The 17,171-nt window shown below is 36.6% G+C and carries 16 protein-coding genes (1 of these 16 only partly in view); 10 read left to right on the top strand and 6 right to left on the bottom strand.

Annotated elements, in window-relative coordinates; translation table 11 throughout:
- Nucleotides 1-83 precede the first annotated feature (83 nt).
- Nucleotides 84-908: a siderophore-interacting protein gene (locus AWV75_RS14275; protein WP_060875013.1), complete on the bottom strand. Its 825-nt coding sequence runs from the start codon at nucleotides 906-908 to the stop codon at nucleotides 84-86.
- Nucleotides 909-1,162: 254 nt separating this feature from the next.
- Between AWV75_RS14275 and udk the strand changes: the two genes are divergently transcribed.
- The 6 genes from udk (at nucleotide 1,163) to AWV75_RS14245 (ending at nucleotide 7,002) form a co-directional block, all read left to right on the top strand.
- On the top strand, nucleotides 1,163-1,771 hold the full coding sequence (gene udk / locus AWV75_RS14270) for a uridine kinase (RefSeq protein WP_060875066.1): 609 nt from the start codon (nucleotides 1,163-1,165) through the stop codon (nucleotides 1,769-1,771).
- 30 nt (nucleotides 1,772-1,801) lie between these two features.
- Nucleotides 1,802-2,125 (top strand): FtsB family cell division protein, encoded by a 324-nt coding sequence (locus AWV75_RS14265; protein WP_060875012.1) that lies wholly within the window; start codon nucleotides 1,802-1,804, stop codon nucleotides 2,123-2,125.
- A gap of 18 nt (nucleotides 2,126-2,143) precedes the next feature.
- Nucleotides 2,144-3,505 carry a methylmalonyl-CoA mutase family protein gene (locus AWV75_RS14260; RefSeq protein ID WP_060875011.1) on the top strand — a complete coding sequence of 454 codons (1,362 nt, stop codon included), beginning with the start codon at nucleotides 2,144-2,146 and terminating at the stop codon, nucleotides 3,503-3,505.
- Nucleotides 3,506-3,516: 11 nt separating this feature from the next.
- Nucleotides 3,517-4,950, top strand: a complete 1,434-nt coding sequence (locus AWV75_RS14255; protein ID WP_060875010.1) for a methylmalonyl-CoA mutase family protein — start codon at nucleotides 3,517-3,519, stop codon at nucleotides 4,948-4,950.
- 124 nt (nucleotides 4,951-5,074) lie between these two features.
- Entirely contained in the window at nucleotides 5,075-6,322 is a 1,248-nt protein-coding gene (locus AWV75_RS14250) for a DEAD/DEAH box helicase (protein ID WP_060875009.1), read from the top strand.
- A gap of 20 nt (nucleotides 6,323-6,342) precedes the next feature.
- Nucleotides 6,343-7,002, top strand: a complete 660-nt coding sequence (locus AWV75_RS14245) for a SanA/YdcF family protein (RefSeq protein WP_060875008.1) — start codon at nucleotides 6,343-6,345, stop codon at nucleotides 7,000-7,002.
- A 21-nt stretch (nucleotides 7,003-7,023) separates the two neighbouring features.
- On the opposite strand, the gene feoB is transcribed toward AWV75_RS14245, so the two are convergent.
- The 3 genes from feoB to recR form a co-directional block, all read right to left on the bottom strand.
- Nucleotides 7,024-9,204, bottom strand: a complete 2,181-nt coding sequence (gene feoB, locus AWV75_RS14240) for a ferrous iron transport protein B (RefSeq protein ID WP_060875007.1) — start codon at nucleotides 9,202-9,204, stop codon at nucleotides 7,024-7,026.
- A gap of 17 nt (nucleotides 9,205-9,221) precedes the next feature.
- Entirely contained in the window at nucleotides 9,222-9,458 is a 237-nt protein-coding gene (locus tag AWV75_RS14235; RefSeq protein WP_060875006.1) for a FeoA family protein, read from the bottom strand.
- A gap of 180 nt (nucleotides 9,459-9,638) precedes the next feature.
- A complete protein-coding gene (gene recR / locus AWV75_RS14230) occupies nucleotides 9,639-10,259 on the bottom strand; it encodes a recombination mediator RecR (protein ID WP_060875005.1) in 621 nt (206 codons plus the stop codon).
- Nucleotides 10,260-10,457: 198 nt separating this feature from the next.
- Between recR and AWV75_RS14225 the strand changes: the two genes are divergently transcribed.
- Nucleotides 10,458-11,957, top strand: a complete 1,500-nt coding sequence (locus AWV75_RS14225; RefSeq protein ID WP_060875004.1) for a sodium:solute symporter — start codon at nucleotides 10,458-10,460, stop codon at nucleotides 11,955-11,957.
- On the opposite strand, the gene AWV75_RS14220 is transcribed toward AWV75_RS14225, so the two are convergent.
- Nucleotides 11,937-12,296 carry a CoA-binding protein gene (locus tag AWV75_RS14220; protein WP_060875003.1) on the bottom strand — a complete coding sequence of 120 codons (360 nt, stop codon included), beginning with the start codon at nucleotides 12,294-12,296 and terminating at the stop codon, nucleotides 11,937-11,939. The genes AWV75_RS14225 and AWV75_RS14220 overlap by 21 nt on opposite strands.
- A 166-nt stretch (nucleotides 12,297-12,462) precedes the next feature.
- Here AWV75_RS14220 and AWV75_RS14215 point away from each other — a divergent pair, with 166 nt between their 5' ends.
- The 3 genes from AWV75_RS14215 (at nucleotide 12,463) to AWV75_RS14205 (ending at nucleotide 16,746) form a co-directional block, all read left to right on the top strand.
- Complete coding sequence (locus tag AWV75_RS14215; RefSeq protein ID WP_060875002.1) at nucleotides 12,463-13,152, top strand: OmpW/AlkL family protein; 690 nt, start codon at nucleotides 12,463-12,465, stop codon at nucleotides 13,150-13,152.
- Nucleotides 13,153-13,269: 117 nt separating this feature from the next.
- Nucleotides 13,270-14,601, top strand: coding sequence for an MATE family efflux transporter (locus AWV75_RS14210; RefSeq protein WP_060875001.1), 1,332 nt, complete (start codon nucleotides 13,270-13,272; stop codon nucleotides 14,599-14,601).
- Nucleotides 14,602-14,772: 171 nt separating this feature from the next.
- Nucleotides 14,773-16,746, top strand: coding sequence for a heavy metal translocating P-type ATPase (locus AWV75_RS14205; protein ID WP_060875000.1), 1,974 nt, complete (start codon nucleotides 14,773-14,775; stop codon nucleotides 16,744-16,746).
- 202 nt (nucleotides 16,747-16,948) lie between these two features.
- Here AWV75_RS14205 and AWV75_RS14200 read toward each other — a convergent pair whose 3' ends face one another.
- Nucleotides 16,949-17,171: the 3' portion of a hypothetical protein gene (locus AWV75_RS14200; protein WP_060874999.1), read on the bottom strand. The gene runs 374 nt beyond the window's last position; 223 of the gene's 597 nt are visible here — the last part of the coding sequence; its start codon lies beyond the right edge, outside the window; its stop codon occupies nucleotides 16,949-16,951.

The following is a 17,171-nucleotide window of genomic DNA, read 5'->3' as shown; positions in this document are numbered from 1 at the left end:
CGATTTAATTAAAGGTAATAGAATAGTGAATCTACCTTTTGTAATGACAATAACAACATGTATGGAGGTATTGCATTTTATGATTAGTCTAAACTTGCTTTTTCAGCACGACGATCCGCTTCAGAAACATTTTCTGCTTTCCCGAATTTCCAATACGAATAAGCATACAGCTCCTCTTTAGTCCAGTTTTTCTCTTTGCGCAAGAAGTTGCGCAATAATTTCACATTGGAAAACTCAGCCGCAACATAGGCGAATTTAGATTCCATTTCTCCTTGTTCTTCAATATAAGCCAATGCTTTTTCAGCCAATAGCGTATCTTGACCTGGTGCTGGATTCACAATCCATTCGATATCAGCTTGTGCTTTCGTCTTTAAATCTTGGATATCGGCTTCTGTTTCTACTTCAATGAATCCTTTTACTTGTGCTCCTGTAGGCAAATCCTCCAAAATAGCTCCTAAAACAGGAATAGCCGTAGCATCTCCTACTAAAATATAACGGGCCGCTTCTGGATACAATTCAGATGCCTCTGTTCCCATAGCTACGCCCAACTTAGCGCCAATTGGTGCATGTATCGCCCATTTGGAAGCTGGTCCTTCATCTCCATGCGCAACGAAATCAACGTATAATTCATTGGTTTCTAAATTGATTCCGCGATGGGTATAGGTTCTAACACTTGGACGAATAGCCTCATCCATCGGTACCCATTGTCCTTTTTCAGCATCGAATTCTGGTAGATGTACTTGATCACATCCTTCTGGTGCTAAAAATATTTTATTGTTTGCTCCAATTGTAGTACGATTAAATTTTTGGGTATCCTGTCCTTCTAATGTTATACGTATATAGTGGGGCGTAATATAAGTTCTTTCTTTTAATGTAAATATTCCTCGATCTACAGTTTTCTTAGCCATATATCCTTGTTTTATTTATAAAAATCAATTTCTTCCTCCTTGTGATGAAAGACAAATATAACTTTTTTAAATTAGATTAAGTATAAATAACAAGTTGTCCTGCTAATAATCCAATACAATCCTTCTTTTATCCCTCCTGCTTTTATCCCCCCTACTCGTACTCCAATAAAAAGGGAGAACAAAGCGCTAATCTTAAAAAATGTTTTTCCCCTCTTTGATTAATGTTTATTTTTGCTGAAAATATAGAAGCAAACATGTTAATTATTGGAATTGCAGGCGGTACAGGAAGTGGAAAAACGACCGTAGTTCATCAAATTATGAACGAACTACCTGAAACAGAAGTAGGTATTATATCCCAAGACTCGTACTACAAAGCGACCGACAATCTTAGTTTAGAGGAGAGAACCTTAATCAATTTTGACCATCCAAGATCAATCGACTTTGATTTATTGGTTCAACACCTCAAAGAGTTAAAAGAAGGAAAAAGTGTGAATCAACCCGTGTATTCTTTTGTAAAACACAACCGAACAGACGATTATATTCTAACACATCCCCGAAAGGTAATGATTGTAGAAGGAATTTTAATTTTGTGTAATCCTGAATTGCGAGCCTTATGTGATATTAAAATTTTTGTCCATGCAGATTCAGATGAGCGTTTAATTCGCCGATTAAAACGCGATATTGCCGAGCGTGGACGCGATATGATTGAAGTACTTAATCGTTATCAAAACACCTTAAAGCCTATGCACGATCAGTTTATTGAGCCATCAAAGGCCTATGCTGATATTATTATTCCAAATGATACCTACAATACAGTTGCAATTGATATTGTTCGTACCGTAATTAATGAGAAAATAGGTTAACTTTATACCACATAAATAACAATCAAGCCAATGGATTCAAAAAGCATGCTTCGCAAACTGAGATATATCCGAATAGTGAAAAACCCGTTTTTTTTAATCACTATTGGCTTTTTTGTTTGGATTATTTTCTTTGATAGCTATTCCTTAATCGAACATCATACGATTGATCAAGAGATTGATAAACTTGAAGAAAGACGCGATTATTTTCAAAATGAAATAGACAAGGACAAACAAGCCATCAAGAATTTAAAAGATGGCGATGCTACAGAAAAATACGCAAGAGAGAAATATTATATGAAGCGAGATAATGAAGATATTTTTATCATTGAATTTGATACCCTATCTTCGAAGTAAACCTGACATTTAATTCCTATGAATCATCATCTTTTCGGAGAATTTACGAGCATTCCATCGAAACAGTGGAAGAACAAAATTCAATACGAACTAAATGGAGCCGATTATAATGAAACCTTAATTTGGGAAAGTTTAGAAGGCATCAAAGTACGTCCTTTCTATCATGCTGATGAAAGTCAGCCGCTACCTGTCGCTACTCAAAATACCCAATGGCGTATTGTTCATACCATCTATATTCAGGATATAGCGAAGTCCATTAACAATGCAAAAAATGCGTTACAAAAAGGGTCCGAAGTTATTTATTTTACGTTAGCTACGACTGATCTTGATGTTATACCTTTACTTGATGCTTTACCTCGAGAAGTCACTTACTTTTTGAGGGCTACTTTTTTAAATCAAGTCTATATGGAACGCGTGGCACAATGGGCCATTCAACACCAGTATACGCTTCATCTATTAGTTGATCCGATTTATCAATTGGCAACTGAGGGCAATTGGTTTCACAATCTCGATCAAGATTTTACTATTGTTCATGCCTTGACCCATCAATATTCAACAGTCAATTTAACCATTGATACCAAAGCATATCAACAAGCGGGAGCTACCCTTGTACAACAAGTTGCGTACGCGTGTAATCATTTTAATGAATACCTTTCAAGAGTAACGACCCTAGGACAGCCTGTTTTTGTTGAGGTTGCTATAGGTTCCAATTACTTTTTTGAGATTGCTAAACTCAAAGCCCTGCGTTTACTTTTTGGCTTAATTGCACAAGAATATCAAGCACCTCAAGGGGCCGTAAAGATTATCAGCATACCGACCAAACGCAATAAGACATTATATGGAGCATCAATCAATGCTCTCCGCACCACAACAGAGTGTATGAGTGCTATTTTAGGAGGAGCAGATTTTGTTGGGAATCTACCTTATGATGCACTCTATCGAAAAGAAAATTACGCCAGTCAACAAATAGCTAGAAACCAGCTACTTTCCTTAAAAAAGGACAGTGATTTCCAAGCGGTTGACAATCCTACAGCAGGCGCTTATTATATTGAGGAATTAACCAAGCAAATTGCTGAAAAGGCTTTAGATATTATCAAGCAAATTGAAAAAGCAGATGGTTTAATCACTTCTTTTCATCAGGGGACAATTCAACGAAAAATTGAGGAAGCGGCAGCAAAGGAGCAACAGATGTTCCAGACGCAAAAAGAAATTTTAGTAGGTACAAATCTACAAGCCAACCCCAACGAAAAGATACAGAGTCAATTGGAACTTTTTCCTTTTGTCAAACAAAAACCACGCAAAACACTCCTTGCGCCAATAATAGAGAAACGCTTAGCAGAAAGCTACGAACAACATAGATTAACAGAGGAAAACAACTAAGATTATTCGTTATGAAAAGAAAGGATTTACAGCATTTAAAAATAGATTCTACGCTATTCGGAATACAATCAAGTTCCCCTGTAACTACAACGATTGAGGATATTGTCATTCAACAAACAGATCGAACAGAAGATAACCTAGCACTAGAAGATTTTCATTATGCTGCTGGATTTGCTCCTTATGTACGAGGAATTTCTCCTACCCTGTATGTGCAACAACCTTGGCAAAGCAATCAAGTTCCGCAAAGTTCATCATTGGAAAAATGCAATCAAATCTATCGCAATCAGATTCAGCAAGGGCAAACGGAAATCATGCTTATTTCTAATCCATCGCAAGAACAAAATGCGATTCATTCAATTGAAGAGATGAAAGTCTTACTAAACCAACTTCCTCTTCATGAAATAGCCGTTTCACTGTATACGGATGAAAGTATTTTACCTTTATTGGCTTGTTACTTAGCAGCAGCGGAAGAATTGGGTTTTGAAGGAAAATCCTTATCGGGTCATGTACAGTATGATTTGCTGTTAACCGTTTTAACATCAAACGGATTATATACCTTAGAAACAGCTCATCGCATAGTTGCTGATCTAAATGAATACATGCATCAGAATCACCCGAAATTCAACGCGATTTCTCTTTCTAACAAAGTCTTTCAGTCACTGAACCTGACAGCAGATCAAGAGCTTGCCTATAGTTTAGCACATGGAATTGATCAAATCAAAGCAATTTCTACACCTGTTCTTTCTATTGATTATTTAGCGACTCATCTTTCATTTGCTTGGTCTGCAGACTTCCATCATTTTACAACAATAGCTAAAATGAGAGCTGCCCGTGGAATATGGGCTAAATTACTCAAGGCTTTGAATGTAAAGAATGAGCAAGCACTCGCCTTATCTATTCGCACACAAACCCTACCAATCCCTCTAGATCCGAATGAAGCTCTGGAGGCCTTAGGTCCAGCCACTATAGAAGCAACTGCTGCTATTTTTGGAGGTACACAAGCCCTTCATTTACAATTACCTCCTACTCCTTCAATAGGGCTTACTGCAGGTCAAATGCAACGCTTTTTAGTTGAAGAACTAAAAAGTTGTAAAACGGTGGATCCTTGGGCAGGCAGTTATTATGTAGAAAAATTAACGCTAGATATCGCTAACAAAACATGGGAAACCCTGCAAGAAATTGAACGTACTGGTGGAATACAACCCATACTCAATCAGCTGATTCAAACGCAAATCGCTAAACAACTCGCAGAGGAACCTAAACCGAGTCCCGTAGCACTAGCTGTTGATCCGATTCCTTCGCGTCAAACCCAAGAAGTAGAGAAAGCTTTATTCAAACTTTCCAAGGGTGTACAAACACCAGGTGAAAATGTCTTAGCCTTAGCTATTGAAGCAGTGAAAGCACGTGCAACTCTTCGTGAAATTCACCAAGCGTTACTCCGTTAAATCTCGTTTTCACAATTCCCTAATTGACAATCAATTAAAAACAAGAAAACACGCTTTTTTTGAAGGGTACTTCATTAATTGCTATCAAAACGCGTACCTTTGTCTTATAATATAAGTATAGGTTATGACATTTGAAGATTTACAACTGAATAAAAATATTCTACGCGCCATTGAAGAACTTGACTATCAAGCTCCTACTCCCATTCAACAAAAAGTAATTCCCTTGGTCTTACAGGAAAAAGATGTTATTGGTTGCGCACAAACAGGAACGGGAAAAACAGCTGCTTTTGCCATGCCTATTTTGCATTATCTTCATCGCTTAGGCAATACCAAACGCACAAAAAATGCACGTGTATTAGTGGTAACACCTACACGTGAATTAGCACAACAAATCGCAGATAATTTTACCTTATACGCCAAATACACCAACGCAACTTTAATGACCATTTATGGTGGTGTATCCAGCAAACCTCAAATTGAACAACTAAACAAAGGAGCTGATATTATTATTGGAACTCCTGGTCGTTTATTGGACTTATACAAACAAAAACACCTCAATTTAGATCATATCCATTGTTTAGTATTAGATGAAGCAGATTTAATGCTTGATATGGGATTCATTGATGATGTAAAAAAACTCATCCAAGTTACTCCAGATACGAGACAAACGCTCTTATTTTCAGCAACCATGCCTTTGCCTATCCGAGAATTGGCACATAACTTCTTAAAAAAACCAGAGTACGTCGTGGTTGATGCTATTTCATCAAGTGCAAAAACAGTGAAGCAACAGGTGTATTTCGTAGAGAAAGGGGAAAAGAAAAAACTATTGTATCACCTGATTCGCAATCAAAAGTTAAGTGATGTTTTAGTCTTTACTCGTACCAAACATGGCGCTGATGCTGTAGTAGAATCACTGGAAAAGAATGGAATCCATGCAACTGCTTTTCACGGAGATAAATCCCAAAACTTACGACAAGAGGCTTTAGATAGTTTCAAGAAAAAAGAAACAAAAGTATTAGTAGCCACTGATATTGCTGCAAGAGGAATTGATATTGACTCATTGCCCATTGTTATCAATTACGATTTGCCTAATATTCCCGAGACCTTTGTACACCGCATTGGACGAACAGGACGAGCTGGAAATGAAGGATTGGCTATTTCCTTTTGTGATAAATCTGAGAAAAAATACTGGGAAGATATCGTCAAATTTACGCGTACTCAACCTAAGATTGTTACAGATCATCCTTTCCCGTGGAAAGAAGAACCTAAAAAAGGAGAAGCAGCACCTAAGAAAGATTTTCGAAATAAAGCAAAAAATGCCAATTCGCGTAAATCCGAAAACTCGAAAAAAAATAAAAAACGTTGGTATTAATCTCTTTGTAATTCCAAAGCATGAAAAGAATAATTCTGGGAATAGGTCTATTGGGTCTTGTCCTATTCTTTTTTATTTGGTGGGCCAATGCACAGGTTTCATCAAGTACCAAAGATCAGTTGTTTGATGAAATTGACCAAGTTCCTCACCATAAAGTAGGCATGGTTTTAGGCACATCAAAACATCTGAATGGTGGACAACTCAATTATTATTTCACCTATCGCATTGAAGCAGCTGCACAGCTGTATCATGCGGGAAAAATTGATTTCATTGTTGTCAGTGGAGATAATAGTCGCGAAAATTACAATGAGCCTAAAGATATGGAAGAAGCATTGATTGAACGAGGGGTACCAAAAGATCGCATCTATTTAGATTATGCTGGTTTTAGAACCTTGGATTCTGTTTATCGCATGCAAGCCATCTTCAATGAAGACGCTTTTACCATTATCTCACAACCCTTTCACAACGAAAGAGCAGTATATATTGCTAATCATTTGAATTTAAAAACAGTAGGGTTTAATGCACAAGATGTTACGCGTAAATATGGATTCAAAACACTTTTGCGTGAAAAATTCGCTCGCGTAAAAGTGCTATTAGATCATTTCATTGATAAAAAACCAAAATATTTAGGCCCGCAAATTCTCATTGGAGAAGGGCTAAAACAAGAAAAAGTCGAGTAGTTTACTCGACTTTTTTTATTATTAACTGAAAATATGCCAAAGTTGTGTAACAGTAAAACAAACCAGTAAACCAAAAATAATTGGTAAAATTGAGGCGACGGTCGTCCATTTGACACTATGTGTTTCTTTATAAATCGTGTAGATGGTTGTACTACATGGGTTATGCAATAAACTAAACAGCATAAGGTTGACTCCTGTCAAGGTTGTCCATCCTGCCATTTGCAAAATGGTTGCTATCTCTCCATCTGAAACTTCAAACATCACCCCTGCTCCTTCCCCTAATGTAGCATCACCTAACACCATAGCCGTAAGCATTAAAATCGTAGGAATAACAATTTCATTGGCAGGAATTGCTACAATATAAGCCAATAAAATCACGCCATTCAATCCAATCAGAACCGCAAATGGATTTAATCCTTCAATCATCCAAAGGGCTATACTTTTATCTGCGACATCAATATTACAGACTAACCAAATGATTGCGCCCGCAGGTGCTGCAAATACAACAGCGCGCCAAAGAACAATTAACGTTCGATCAATCAAAGAGGTGTAAACTGTTTGCCATACTCTTGGAGGTCGATACGGTGGTAATTCTAAGGTGAAGAAGGACGATTCTCCTTTAAGCATCGTTTTGGACAACATCCACGAAGTAAAAAACGTAAATGCGATTCCCAACACGACAATTCCGACTACTGCTAAAGTAGATACAGTAGGAGCCATATATTTAGGTACTAAAGCACCAATAAAAATAGTAGCCATTAAAATTTGTGTAGGCCAACGTCCATTGCAAAGCGAAAAGTTATTGGTAATAATTGCGATTAGCTTTTCCCGTGGACTGTTGATGATACGCGTTGCTACCACTCCTGCAGCATTACAACCAAAGCCCATACTCATCGTTAAGGCTTGTTTACCATGTGCCCCTGCTCCTTTAAAAATACGATCGAGATTAAACGCTACTCGAGGTAGATAACCAAAATCTTCAAGCAGTGTAAATAGCGGAAAGAAGATGGCCATTGGAGGTAACATCACTGCAATTACCCAAGCCGTTGCTAGGTATACTCCATCTATTAGAAAACCGCTCAACCACCAAGGGAAATTCAAACTCACTGCTCCTTCTTTCAAAAAAGGATACAGCTGTTCTAATAAAAGATAAGATAGTGCTTCTGAGGGATAGTTGGATCCAATAATTGTCAGCCAAAGTATTCCTCCTAGCATTAAAAGCATCAAAGGAAACCCTAATAGCTTATTAGTAACTACGCGATCAATCAAGCGATCCACTCGAAATGCTCGTTGATTATCATCCACTTGGACACGTCCTTTTACAATAGTTGAAACCTGCTCGAAAATAGCCCCCGCTACATTATCTGAATAATCTAATCCTAATGCTTCGTTGTACTTTCGCGCTTTAGCTAAAATTGGTCCTACTTGTGTCTCGGTAATAGTTGCAGACAATGTACCACTTGCTAAAGCCGCTTGAATACTAGAATCTTGTTGAATCAAACGCATAGCAATCCAAGAGACACTTGGTAATTGCGCATCTAAAGCCAATAAATCAGTAGCTATATCTTGAACTGCTTTTCTGGATGCTCCAGATATTCCTGTAATATTCTTTTGTTGGGCTACAAATTTTCCTGTTGCGACTTGATCAATAGCTTGTAGAAGTTCGGTAATCCCTTCTTTATTTCTGGCTGATGTTGGAATAACAGGCACCCCTAAATCACGAGATAACCCACGTACATCAATTTCCACTCCATGTCGCTTTGCTTCGTCCATCAAATTAAGACAAACCACAACTTTAGTTGTAATTTCCTGAATTTGAACAACCAAACTCAAATGGCGCTCCAATCGACCTGCATCAACTACTACCACCGTTACATCGGGCTCTCCAAATAAGATATAATCGCGTGCTACTTCCTCATCTTCTGAAGTAGACATCAACGAATAAGTTCCTGGTAAATCAACCAATCGATAGGTTTGGTCTCCATATAAGAAACTTCCTTCTGCTCGGGTTACTGTTTTTCCAGGCCAGTTTCCTGTATGTTGTTTAAGCCCTGTAAGTGCATTAAATATGGTGCTTTTTCCTGTATTGGGATTCCCTGCCAATGCAATAGCATAATCGTATTTACCTGATAGATTACCCAATTTTTTTAAATCAGCAGCTTTATTTAAATCACATAAATCACAGGCTGAATGTGTTGTCATATACGTTCCTTTTCTCTTTATTCATTCTCTGCTTCTAGCAATACCATTCGAGCATCCTCTTTGCGCAAAGAAATAATTGTATTGTAAATAGAATAAGCTACCGGATCTTTTAATGGACTGATACTGTGAACTGAGATCACAGCTCCAGCCACAAATCCTAAATCGAGAAATCGTTGATGCACTTCTTTGGAACAATCTTTAGCGATGCCCTTAATGATGCCTTTACTTCCTAATTTTAAATCCGATAAATTCATTCTTCTATCTTTTGTTTAGATATACAAAATTACAAAATTAGACAAGCCTAACAATAAATTTAGCGTAATTTATACTTTTTAAAAATAAAAAGGCACAACAACTCCTAGTCGAAGATGAATAATGAATCTACAACACTCATTTTCTTCGTCTTAGCTATAAAAAAAAGTAAACAGTTATGGTTACAGCGACCTAAACGCATTTTCAAAGGGAACACGATGAACCAAACTACGCCCTAATGTCACTTCATCGGCATATTCTAATTCATCTCCGACGGCAATTCCTCTTGCAATGGTTGAGGTAATGACATCATAATCTTTGATTTGTTTATAAATATAGAAATTGGTTGTATCACCATCCATCGTTGAACTTAAAGCAAAAATCAATTCTTTGACATATCCACTTTTTACTTTTTCCACTAGTGATTGGATATTCAATTGACTGGGTCCAACACCATCTATAGGCGATATTTTCCCGCCCAAAACATGATAAATCCCCTTAAATAGTTGGGTGTTTTCCAAGGCCATAACATCGCGTACATCTTCAACAACACAGATAATTTGGTGATCTCGAGAAGGATTCGAACAAATTTCACAGATTTCTGCATCAGCGATATTATGACAGCTAGCACAATAACTAATCTCACGACGCATCTTATCCAACGCCTGTACCAAACGAGCCGTTTGTTCTTCGGGTTGTTTTAATAAATGTAAAGCTAATCGCAAAGCAGTACGCTTGCCAATTCCAGGCAGTTGAGCTATTTCTTCTACTGCCTTTTCTAATAATTTTGAAGGGAAATCCATCCGACAAAGATATAAAATATACAACTATTTTCCATGTTTTTATATGATCCGTCTTTACTATCAGAAAACAAGTCTTCTAGGATAAGCCCTTGACTTCAAACCACTCCTCCTGTCCTTTTTTTCATCACCACACATAGAAATAGATCTATAAAATTTACTTACTTTTGATTTTCTGGAAATACAAAAAATACGGATACCATGACGCCTATCACTATCATCATTATTATCGCTATTTACTTTGGAATGCTCATTGGAATTTCTCAGTTAACAAGTAAAAAAGACAGTAGTAATGATGCCTTTTTTAGCGCCAACAAAAATGCAAAATGGTATTTGGTCGCCTTTGGAATGATTGGAACAGCCTTATCTGGTGTAACCTTTATTTCCGTTCCTGGTGAAGTAGGTTCTCCGAATGGGGAACAGTTTAAATATTTTCAGTTCATCTTGGGAAATGCTGTTGGTTTTATTATCACTGCAGCCATTCTTCTTCCTTTGTATTACAAGTATAATTTAGTTTCCATTTACACCTATATTGAGAAAAAACTGGGGTTCTACAGCTATAAAAGTGCAGCCTCCATTTTCTTACTCAGTAGAACAATTGGTTCAGCCTTTCGCTTGTATTTGGTCGTAATTGTTTTACAGCGTTATGTCTTTGATTACTTTGGTATTCCGTTCTTTGCAACAGTATTAATAGCTCTCTTATTGATTTATGCTTATACTTACAAAGGCGGATTAAAAACGATTATTATCACCGATTCACTACAAACCTTCTTCTTGGTTTCTTCGGTGATCTTAACCATTATTTTCATTTGTCATCAATTGGATTTATCAGCAATTGAAGCTTTTGAATCTGTTAAAAATAGCAACTATTCCAAAATTTTCTTCTTTGAAGATTTCATGGGAAGTCGCTACCACTTTATCAAACAGTTTGTAGGTGGTATATTCGTCACCATTGCCATGGTTGGGTTGGATCAAGATTTAATGCAGAAAAACCTAAGCTGTAAGAACATCAAAGAAGCGCAAAAAAACATGTATTCCTTTACGGGGATTTTCGTTCTTGTTAATCTTTTGTTCTTGGGAATTGGAGCGCTTCTTTACATCTATGCAAACAACCAAGGAATTGATGTTCCTCTAGATGCAGTAACTCAAAAGCCACGTACCGATTTACTATTTCCAGAAATAGCATTCAACCACCTAGCGCTCATTCCTGCTTTGATCTTTTTATTAGGATTGACAGCTGCTACTTTTGCTACAACAGATTCTGCATTAACTGCCCTTACTACTTCTTTTTGTATTGATTTCTTACACATGGACAAAGACAAAGCCAATCCTTCCAACGTATGGAGAAGAAAGTTGGTTCACTTTGGTTTTTCTATTTTAATGTTTTTGGTCATTATCTTATTTAATGCCATCAATGATGCCTCTGTGGTCAGTATGATTTTTAAAATTGCTTCTTATACGTATGGCCCGCTATTAGGACTATTTAGTTTTGCTATTTTATTTAAAAATCGACAAGTGAAGGACAAGCTTGTTCCTTACATCTGTATCCTCTCTCCTTTTGCAACTTTGTGGTTTAGCAACAATGCTACTGCACTATTGAATGGCTATGTTTTTGACAATGAATTAATCCTCGTTAATGCCTTAATAACTTTCGTGTTATTGTGGTGTATTAGTTCTAAATCAAAACTGATTCGTGCGTAGAAGAACCAAAGTACAGGCTTCTTCATATCCGATATTATTTCGAATCAACCGCTTGTAAAAATTGGGGTTTTCTGTTCCAGGATTAAAAATCACCCGATTCGGTTTCAATTCGATAATATAGTCGTAAAATTCTTCTTGTCTTTCTGGATTGAGATACAAGGAAACAGTATCAATATCGTGATATATTTTTTTATCCGTTTCAATATCAACATCCCCAACTCTTCCTGCTCGCAAACCATGAGCGACTACAGGATGTCCATATTCACGCAACATTCGAATCGCTTGATTGGAATAGCGTTCTTCTTTTAAGGAAGCTCCAAATACAATTGTTTTTTTCATGTTTAAAAGTCTTATACTTAAAAATAATAATTTATCTTAAATAAAACAAATTCATAACAAGATTAGAATTTTGTGCAAAGAAAAATACAACACAATGATAAAAATCATGTTTTTATACTAAAACAATGGATACTTTTGTTAAAGTATAATTGTAATACAGATAACTATGAAAAAGCTATTTCTATCATTATTAGGAGCTGTTTTATTAATGGGTAATACGGCTACTGCTCAAGAAACACCTACAAACGAGAAAGAATCGTACAAATGGCAAGTTCGCCTACGTGGTGTGGGAGTTATTCCACACAATAGAGCTGATATCAGCACAATTGGAGGGCAAATCGATGTGAATAACAACTTTATCCCAGAGCTTGACTTTACGTATTTCTTTACAGAAAACCTTGCTGCAGAGTTAATCTTAGGTACTTCAAGACACACAGTGGGAACATTAGGTTCTGATCTAACTCCTATTAAAGGACCTGAATCAGCTAATGTAGACTTAGGAAGTGTATGGTTATTACCTCCTACATTAATGGTACAATACCACTACCCGGTAACAAATAACTTCAAACCGTATGTTGGGGTTGGGGTGAACTACACGATTTTCTACAATGAAAAATCAGGAGCTGCAAGAGATATTTCATATGACAATAAATTTGGTTGGGGATACCAATTCGGGTTTGACATCGACATCACGGATAAATTCTTTATCAACGTTGACTTCAAAAAACTATTCTTGAAAACAGACGTAACAGTAGATGCAACCAATTTAAATCCTACAGGAGAACAATTAAATATTCCTGCTAAAGTAAAAATTGACCCTATGTTGATTGGTTTTGGTGTAGGGATGCGTTTTTAATCATTCAATTAATTTTTTTTTATAAGATGTTCCTAACCATATCCTTGGTTAGGAACATTTTTTTTGCTCTTTGTTTTTGACGACCTTTGCCCTTGTTAGCATAAGGAGAAGAACTACATGGACCAGTCAATTACATTTAAAGGAATCAATACACTTGCAATACCTGCTATTTTTTCAGGAATCTCAGAATCTATCATTACATTAACTGATATTGCCATCGTAGGAAATCTCAAAGAAAATAGTGTAGAAGCATTAGGTGCAGTTGGTCTTGTAGGATCATTCTTATCGGCAATCATTTGGGTAGTAGCCCAAACCAAGACCTCGCTATCTGCTACGGTATCTCAACATTATGGTTCCAATCGACTGATCGCAATTAAAACCTTAGTTCCTCAAGCCATTCTGTTCAACTTCACCTTAAGTCTACTCCTATTTTTAACGACCACAATCTTTGTACATGAAATTTTTACGGCCTATAACGCTGAGGGATTACTACTTACTTATGCTAAAGAATACTATTTAATCCGTGCATGGGGCTTTCCATTAACGCTCATTACATTTGCCTTGTATGGAGTTTTTCGAGGGTTACAGAACACCATTTGGGCAATGAAATGTAGCCTAACAGGAGCATTACTCAATGTTGTATTAACGTATCTATTGGTGTATGGTATTGAGGGTTACCTTCCTGCATATCACATTAAAGGTGCTGCCTATGCCAGTGTTATCGCACAAACCGTTATGCTAATCATGGCTTTCTATTATTTCTTTAAGTATACCCCTTTTACCCTGCGTATTAGCAAAAATATAAACCCTAGATTGAAGCCCTTTATCATCATGAGCTTTAATTTTATTATTCGAACAGCAACCTTAAACGTCGCCATCTACTTAGCCAATGCTTATGCTACTGGTTACGGGAAAAGCTTTATTGCTGCCCAGAGTATCTTGATGAATATCTGGTTGTTCTTTTCCTTTTTTATTGATGGATATGCAACAGCAGGAAATGCTATGGCAGGAAAGCTATTGGGTGAAAAAAACTATAATGCCCTGTGGCAAATGAGTAAAGCAATCAGCAAATATGCCATCATCATCTCCATTATACTTATTGCTATTTGTTTTGCCTTCTATGAACAGATTGGTTTGCTATTCAATCAAGACCCTAACGTGATTCGCGTATTCACTTCGGTATTTTGGATTATTTTATTAGTACAACCCATCAACTCCCTTGCCTATATTTACGACGGAATATTCAAAGGAATGGGAGATGCTAAATTTCTGAGAAACAATTTAATATTTGCTACCTTTTGTGGCTTTCTTCCAACGTTACTCTTCTTAGACTACCTTGGTTTTCAATTGTACAGTGTATGGATCGCTTTTGCTGTCTGGATGTGTTGTAGAAGTTTTCCGTTGATGTATAGCTTCAAAAAGAACTATGTAAAAGAGAGTAAACTGTAGACCGTAAACTGTAAACCATAAACCATAAACCGTACACTGTAAACCGTACACTGTAAACCGTAAACCGCAAACCATACACCACCAAATGTAGCAGTGTTGCAAACATGCATCCGCCCTATTTATATTGTACAGAAGTACTTAACTTTGTCTAAAGAATAAATATAAATAGTTATGATACATCAAGATAAAGACAGTTGCTGTAATTCAAAACTTGAATTCAACACAAAACCAGCCCACAACCACAACGACCAAAGTCATGATGACCATGACCACAATCATGGGGAAATGAATAGCAAATACGTCATTGGTTTCAGTATTCTCTTATTCTTTTTAGGCGTATTATTTGCCAATGTTTTAAAAGCGGATTGGTTCATCAACAACCCTACTTTACGCGTACTTTGGTATCTAGCGGCTTATGTTCCTGTTGGTTTTCCAGTATTAAAAGAAGCTTTTTCTTTAATGCTAAAAAAAGATTTCTTTAATGAATTTTCATTAATGGGAATTGCTACTTTAGGTGCTTTTGCAATTGGAGAATATCCTGAAGCCGTGGCAGTAATGCTATTTTACACCATTGGAGAAATGTTTCAAGAATCGGCAGTAAACAAAGCAAAAGGCAATATTAAAGCCCTATTAGATATCCGTCCAAATGAGGCCAATGTATTTCGCAACAACGCATTTACCATTGTCAATCCAGAGGACGTACAGATTGGAGAGCGCATTCAGGTTAAAGTAGGAGAAAAAATCCCATTAGATGGAGCCTTATTATCCGATAAAGGAAGTTTTAATACATCTGCACTAACGGGAGAAAGCAAACCTTCTACCTATAAAAAAGGAGAAACAGTTCTAACGGGCATGATCAATTTAGAACAAGTAATTGAAATTCGTACCACAAAGTTATACCAAGATAGTTCGCTAGCCAAAATCCTAGAGATGGTACAAGAAGCAAGTACTCGAAAAGCACCAACCGAATTGTACATTCGAAAATTTGCTAAAGTATACACCCCTATTGTTTTCTTCTTAGCAGTGTTGTTAACTTTCGTACCCTATCTATTCTTAGGTGAAGCTTATGTATTTAACCAATGGTTAGAAAGAGCCTTAGTATTTTTGGTAATCTCATGTCCTTGTGCCTTAGTTATCTCTGTTCCATTAGGGTATTTTGGTGGAATTGGCGCAGCATCGCGAAACGGTATTTTATTCAAAGGATCTAATTTCCTCGAATTAATGGCGAAATTAGATATGGTCGTCATGGATAAAACAGGTACCTTAACAGAAGGTGTTTTTAAGGTTCAAAAAGTAGAAACAACGATACAACAAGAACAGTTTGTACAACTTGTTGCAGCCATTGAAAAACAATCGACTCATCCCATTGCTAAAGCCATTGTGGAAGCTTATCCAACCACATTAGTAGCAAGAAATGTAAGAGAAATATCAGGTAAAGGACTTGCTGGAGAGGTTGATAATCAAGCAATATTAGTTGGTAATACTGCTTTATTAACACAGCACGGCATTGCTTATCCCAATGAAGTTAATGCAATTGTAGAAAGTATTGTTGTAGTTGCTATTGACAATCAATATGCAGGTTATATCACCATTGCAGATCAAATTAAAGAAGATTCCAAAGATGCTATTCGATTAATGAGATCCATGGGCGTACAAAAAACCATTATGTTAAGTGGGGATAAGGATACTATTACTCAGAAGGTAGCTCAAGAAACAGGAATTGATTTTGCCTTAGGAGGATTATTACCTGAAGGTAAAGTAGAACAAGTAGAGCGATTGAAAAAAGAACATCCGACAAGCTCCATTGCTTTTGTAGGAGACGGAATTAACGATGCCCCAGTATTAGCACTAAGTGATGTTGGAATTGCGATGGGAGGTTTGGGTAGTGATGCAGCGATTGAAACAGCAGATGTTGTCATCCAAACCGATCAACCTTCTAAAATTGCTACCGCTATTCACATTGGAAAAGAAACACGCAAAATTGTTATCCAAAACATCACCCTTGCCTTAGTGGTAAAAATTATTGTACTCATTCTAGGTGCTGGTGGAATTGCAACGATGTGGGAAGCCGTTTTTGCTGATGTTGGTGTTGCTTTACTGGCTATCTTAAATGCCGTAAGAATTCAAAAAATGAAATTTATTTAATAAACTCCTATAAAGAAAAATAAGAAGTCCTATAGTGTTATCTATAGGACTTCTTTATTTTATATGTATTGATTATACGCCACATAAGCACCAATCATCATTCCCATTAAGAAAAGCTTAAACGCAAATCTAATAATATCTCGTTTGTTTCTTAGGATCAGATTATTCTTTGAGCTATACGATTTATTTAAGAGATTAAACATTAAGACAAGGCTTTAAATTGATCTAATGTTTCTTTCATCTGCTTTAAATAGCGACCATATAAACGCTTAATCCAGTATCTACTGAATAGAAAAACAAAAAGACATAAACCGATAAAATAAATTACAAAAAACACATTGGTAAATAAGAGAACCATTTTATCTAAAGTGAATCCCATAAAAAATGGAATAAAGAAAATGACAAATGGAGCAAGTGAAAAACAG

Source organism: Myroides odoratus, from assembly GCF_001549985.1.
In the GTDB taxonomy this organism is placed as follows: Bacteria; Bacteroidota; Bacteroidia; order Flavobacteriales; family Flavobacteriaceae; genus Flavobacterium; species Flavobacterium odoratum_A.
This window is presented reverse-complemented; position numbering and strand designations above follow the sequence as displayed.

Coding starts and splice junctions, on each gene's coding strand:
- AWV75_RS14275 (WP_060875013.1), bottom strand. CDS start 908: ATGGCTAAGAAAACTGTAGATCGAGGAATATTTACATTAAAAGAAAGA.
- udk (WP_060875066.1), top strand. CDS start 1,163: ATGTTAATTATTGGAATTGCAGGCGGTACAGGAAGTGGAAAAACGACC.
- AWV75_RS14265 (WP_060875012.1), top strand. CDS start 1,802: ATGGATTCAAAAAGCATGCTTCGCAAACTGAGATATATCCGAATAGTG.
- AWV75_RS14260 (WP_060875011.1), top strand. CDS start 2,144: ATGAATCATCATCTTTTCGGAGAATTTACGAGCATTCCATCGAAACAG.
- AWV75_RS14255 (WP_060875010.1), top strand. CDS start 3,517: ATGAAAAGAAAGGATTTACAGCATTTAAAAATAGATTCTACGCTATTC.
- AWV75_RS14250 (WP_060875009.1), top strand. CDS start 5,075: ATGACATTTGAAGATTTACAACTGAATAAAAATATTCTACGCGCCATT.
- AWV75_RS14245 (WP_060875008.1), top strand. CDS start 6,343: ATGAAAAGAATAATTCTGGGAATAGGTCTATTGGGTCTTGTCCTATTC.
- feoB (WP_060875007.1), bottom strand. CDS start 9,204: ATGACAACACATTCAGCCTGTGATTTATGTGATTTAAATAAAGCTGCT.
- AWV75_RS14235 (WP_060875006.1), bottom strand. CDS start 9,458: ATGAATTTATCGGATTTAAAATTAGGAAGTAAAGGCATCATTAAGGGC.
- recR (WP_060875005.1), bottom strand. CDS start 10,259: ATGGATTTCCCTTCAAAATTATTAGAAAAGGCAGTAGAAGAAATAGCT.
- AWV75_RS14225 (WP_060875004.1), top strand. CDS start 10,458: ATGACGCCTATCACTATCATCATTATTATCGCTATTTACTTTGGAATG.
- AWV75_RS14220 (WP_060875003.1), bottom strand. CDS start 12,296: ATGAAAAAAACAATTGTATTTGGAGCTTCCTTAAAAGAAGAACGCTAT.
- AWV75_RS14215 (WP_060875002.1), top strand. CDS start 12,463: ATGAAAAAGCTATTTCTATCATTATTAGGAGCTGTTTTATTAATGGGT.
- AWV75_RS14210 (WP_060875001.1), top strand. CDS start 13,270: ATGGACCAGTCAATTACATTTAAAGGAATCAATACACTTGCAATACCT.
- AWV75_RS14205 (WP_060875000.1), top strand. CDS start 14,773: ATGATACATCAAGATAAAGACAGTTGCTGTAATTCAAAACTTGAATTC.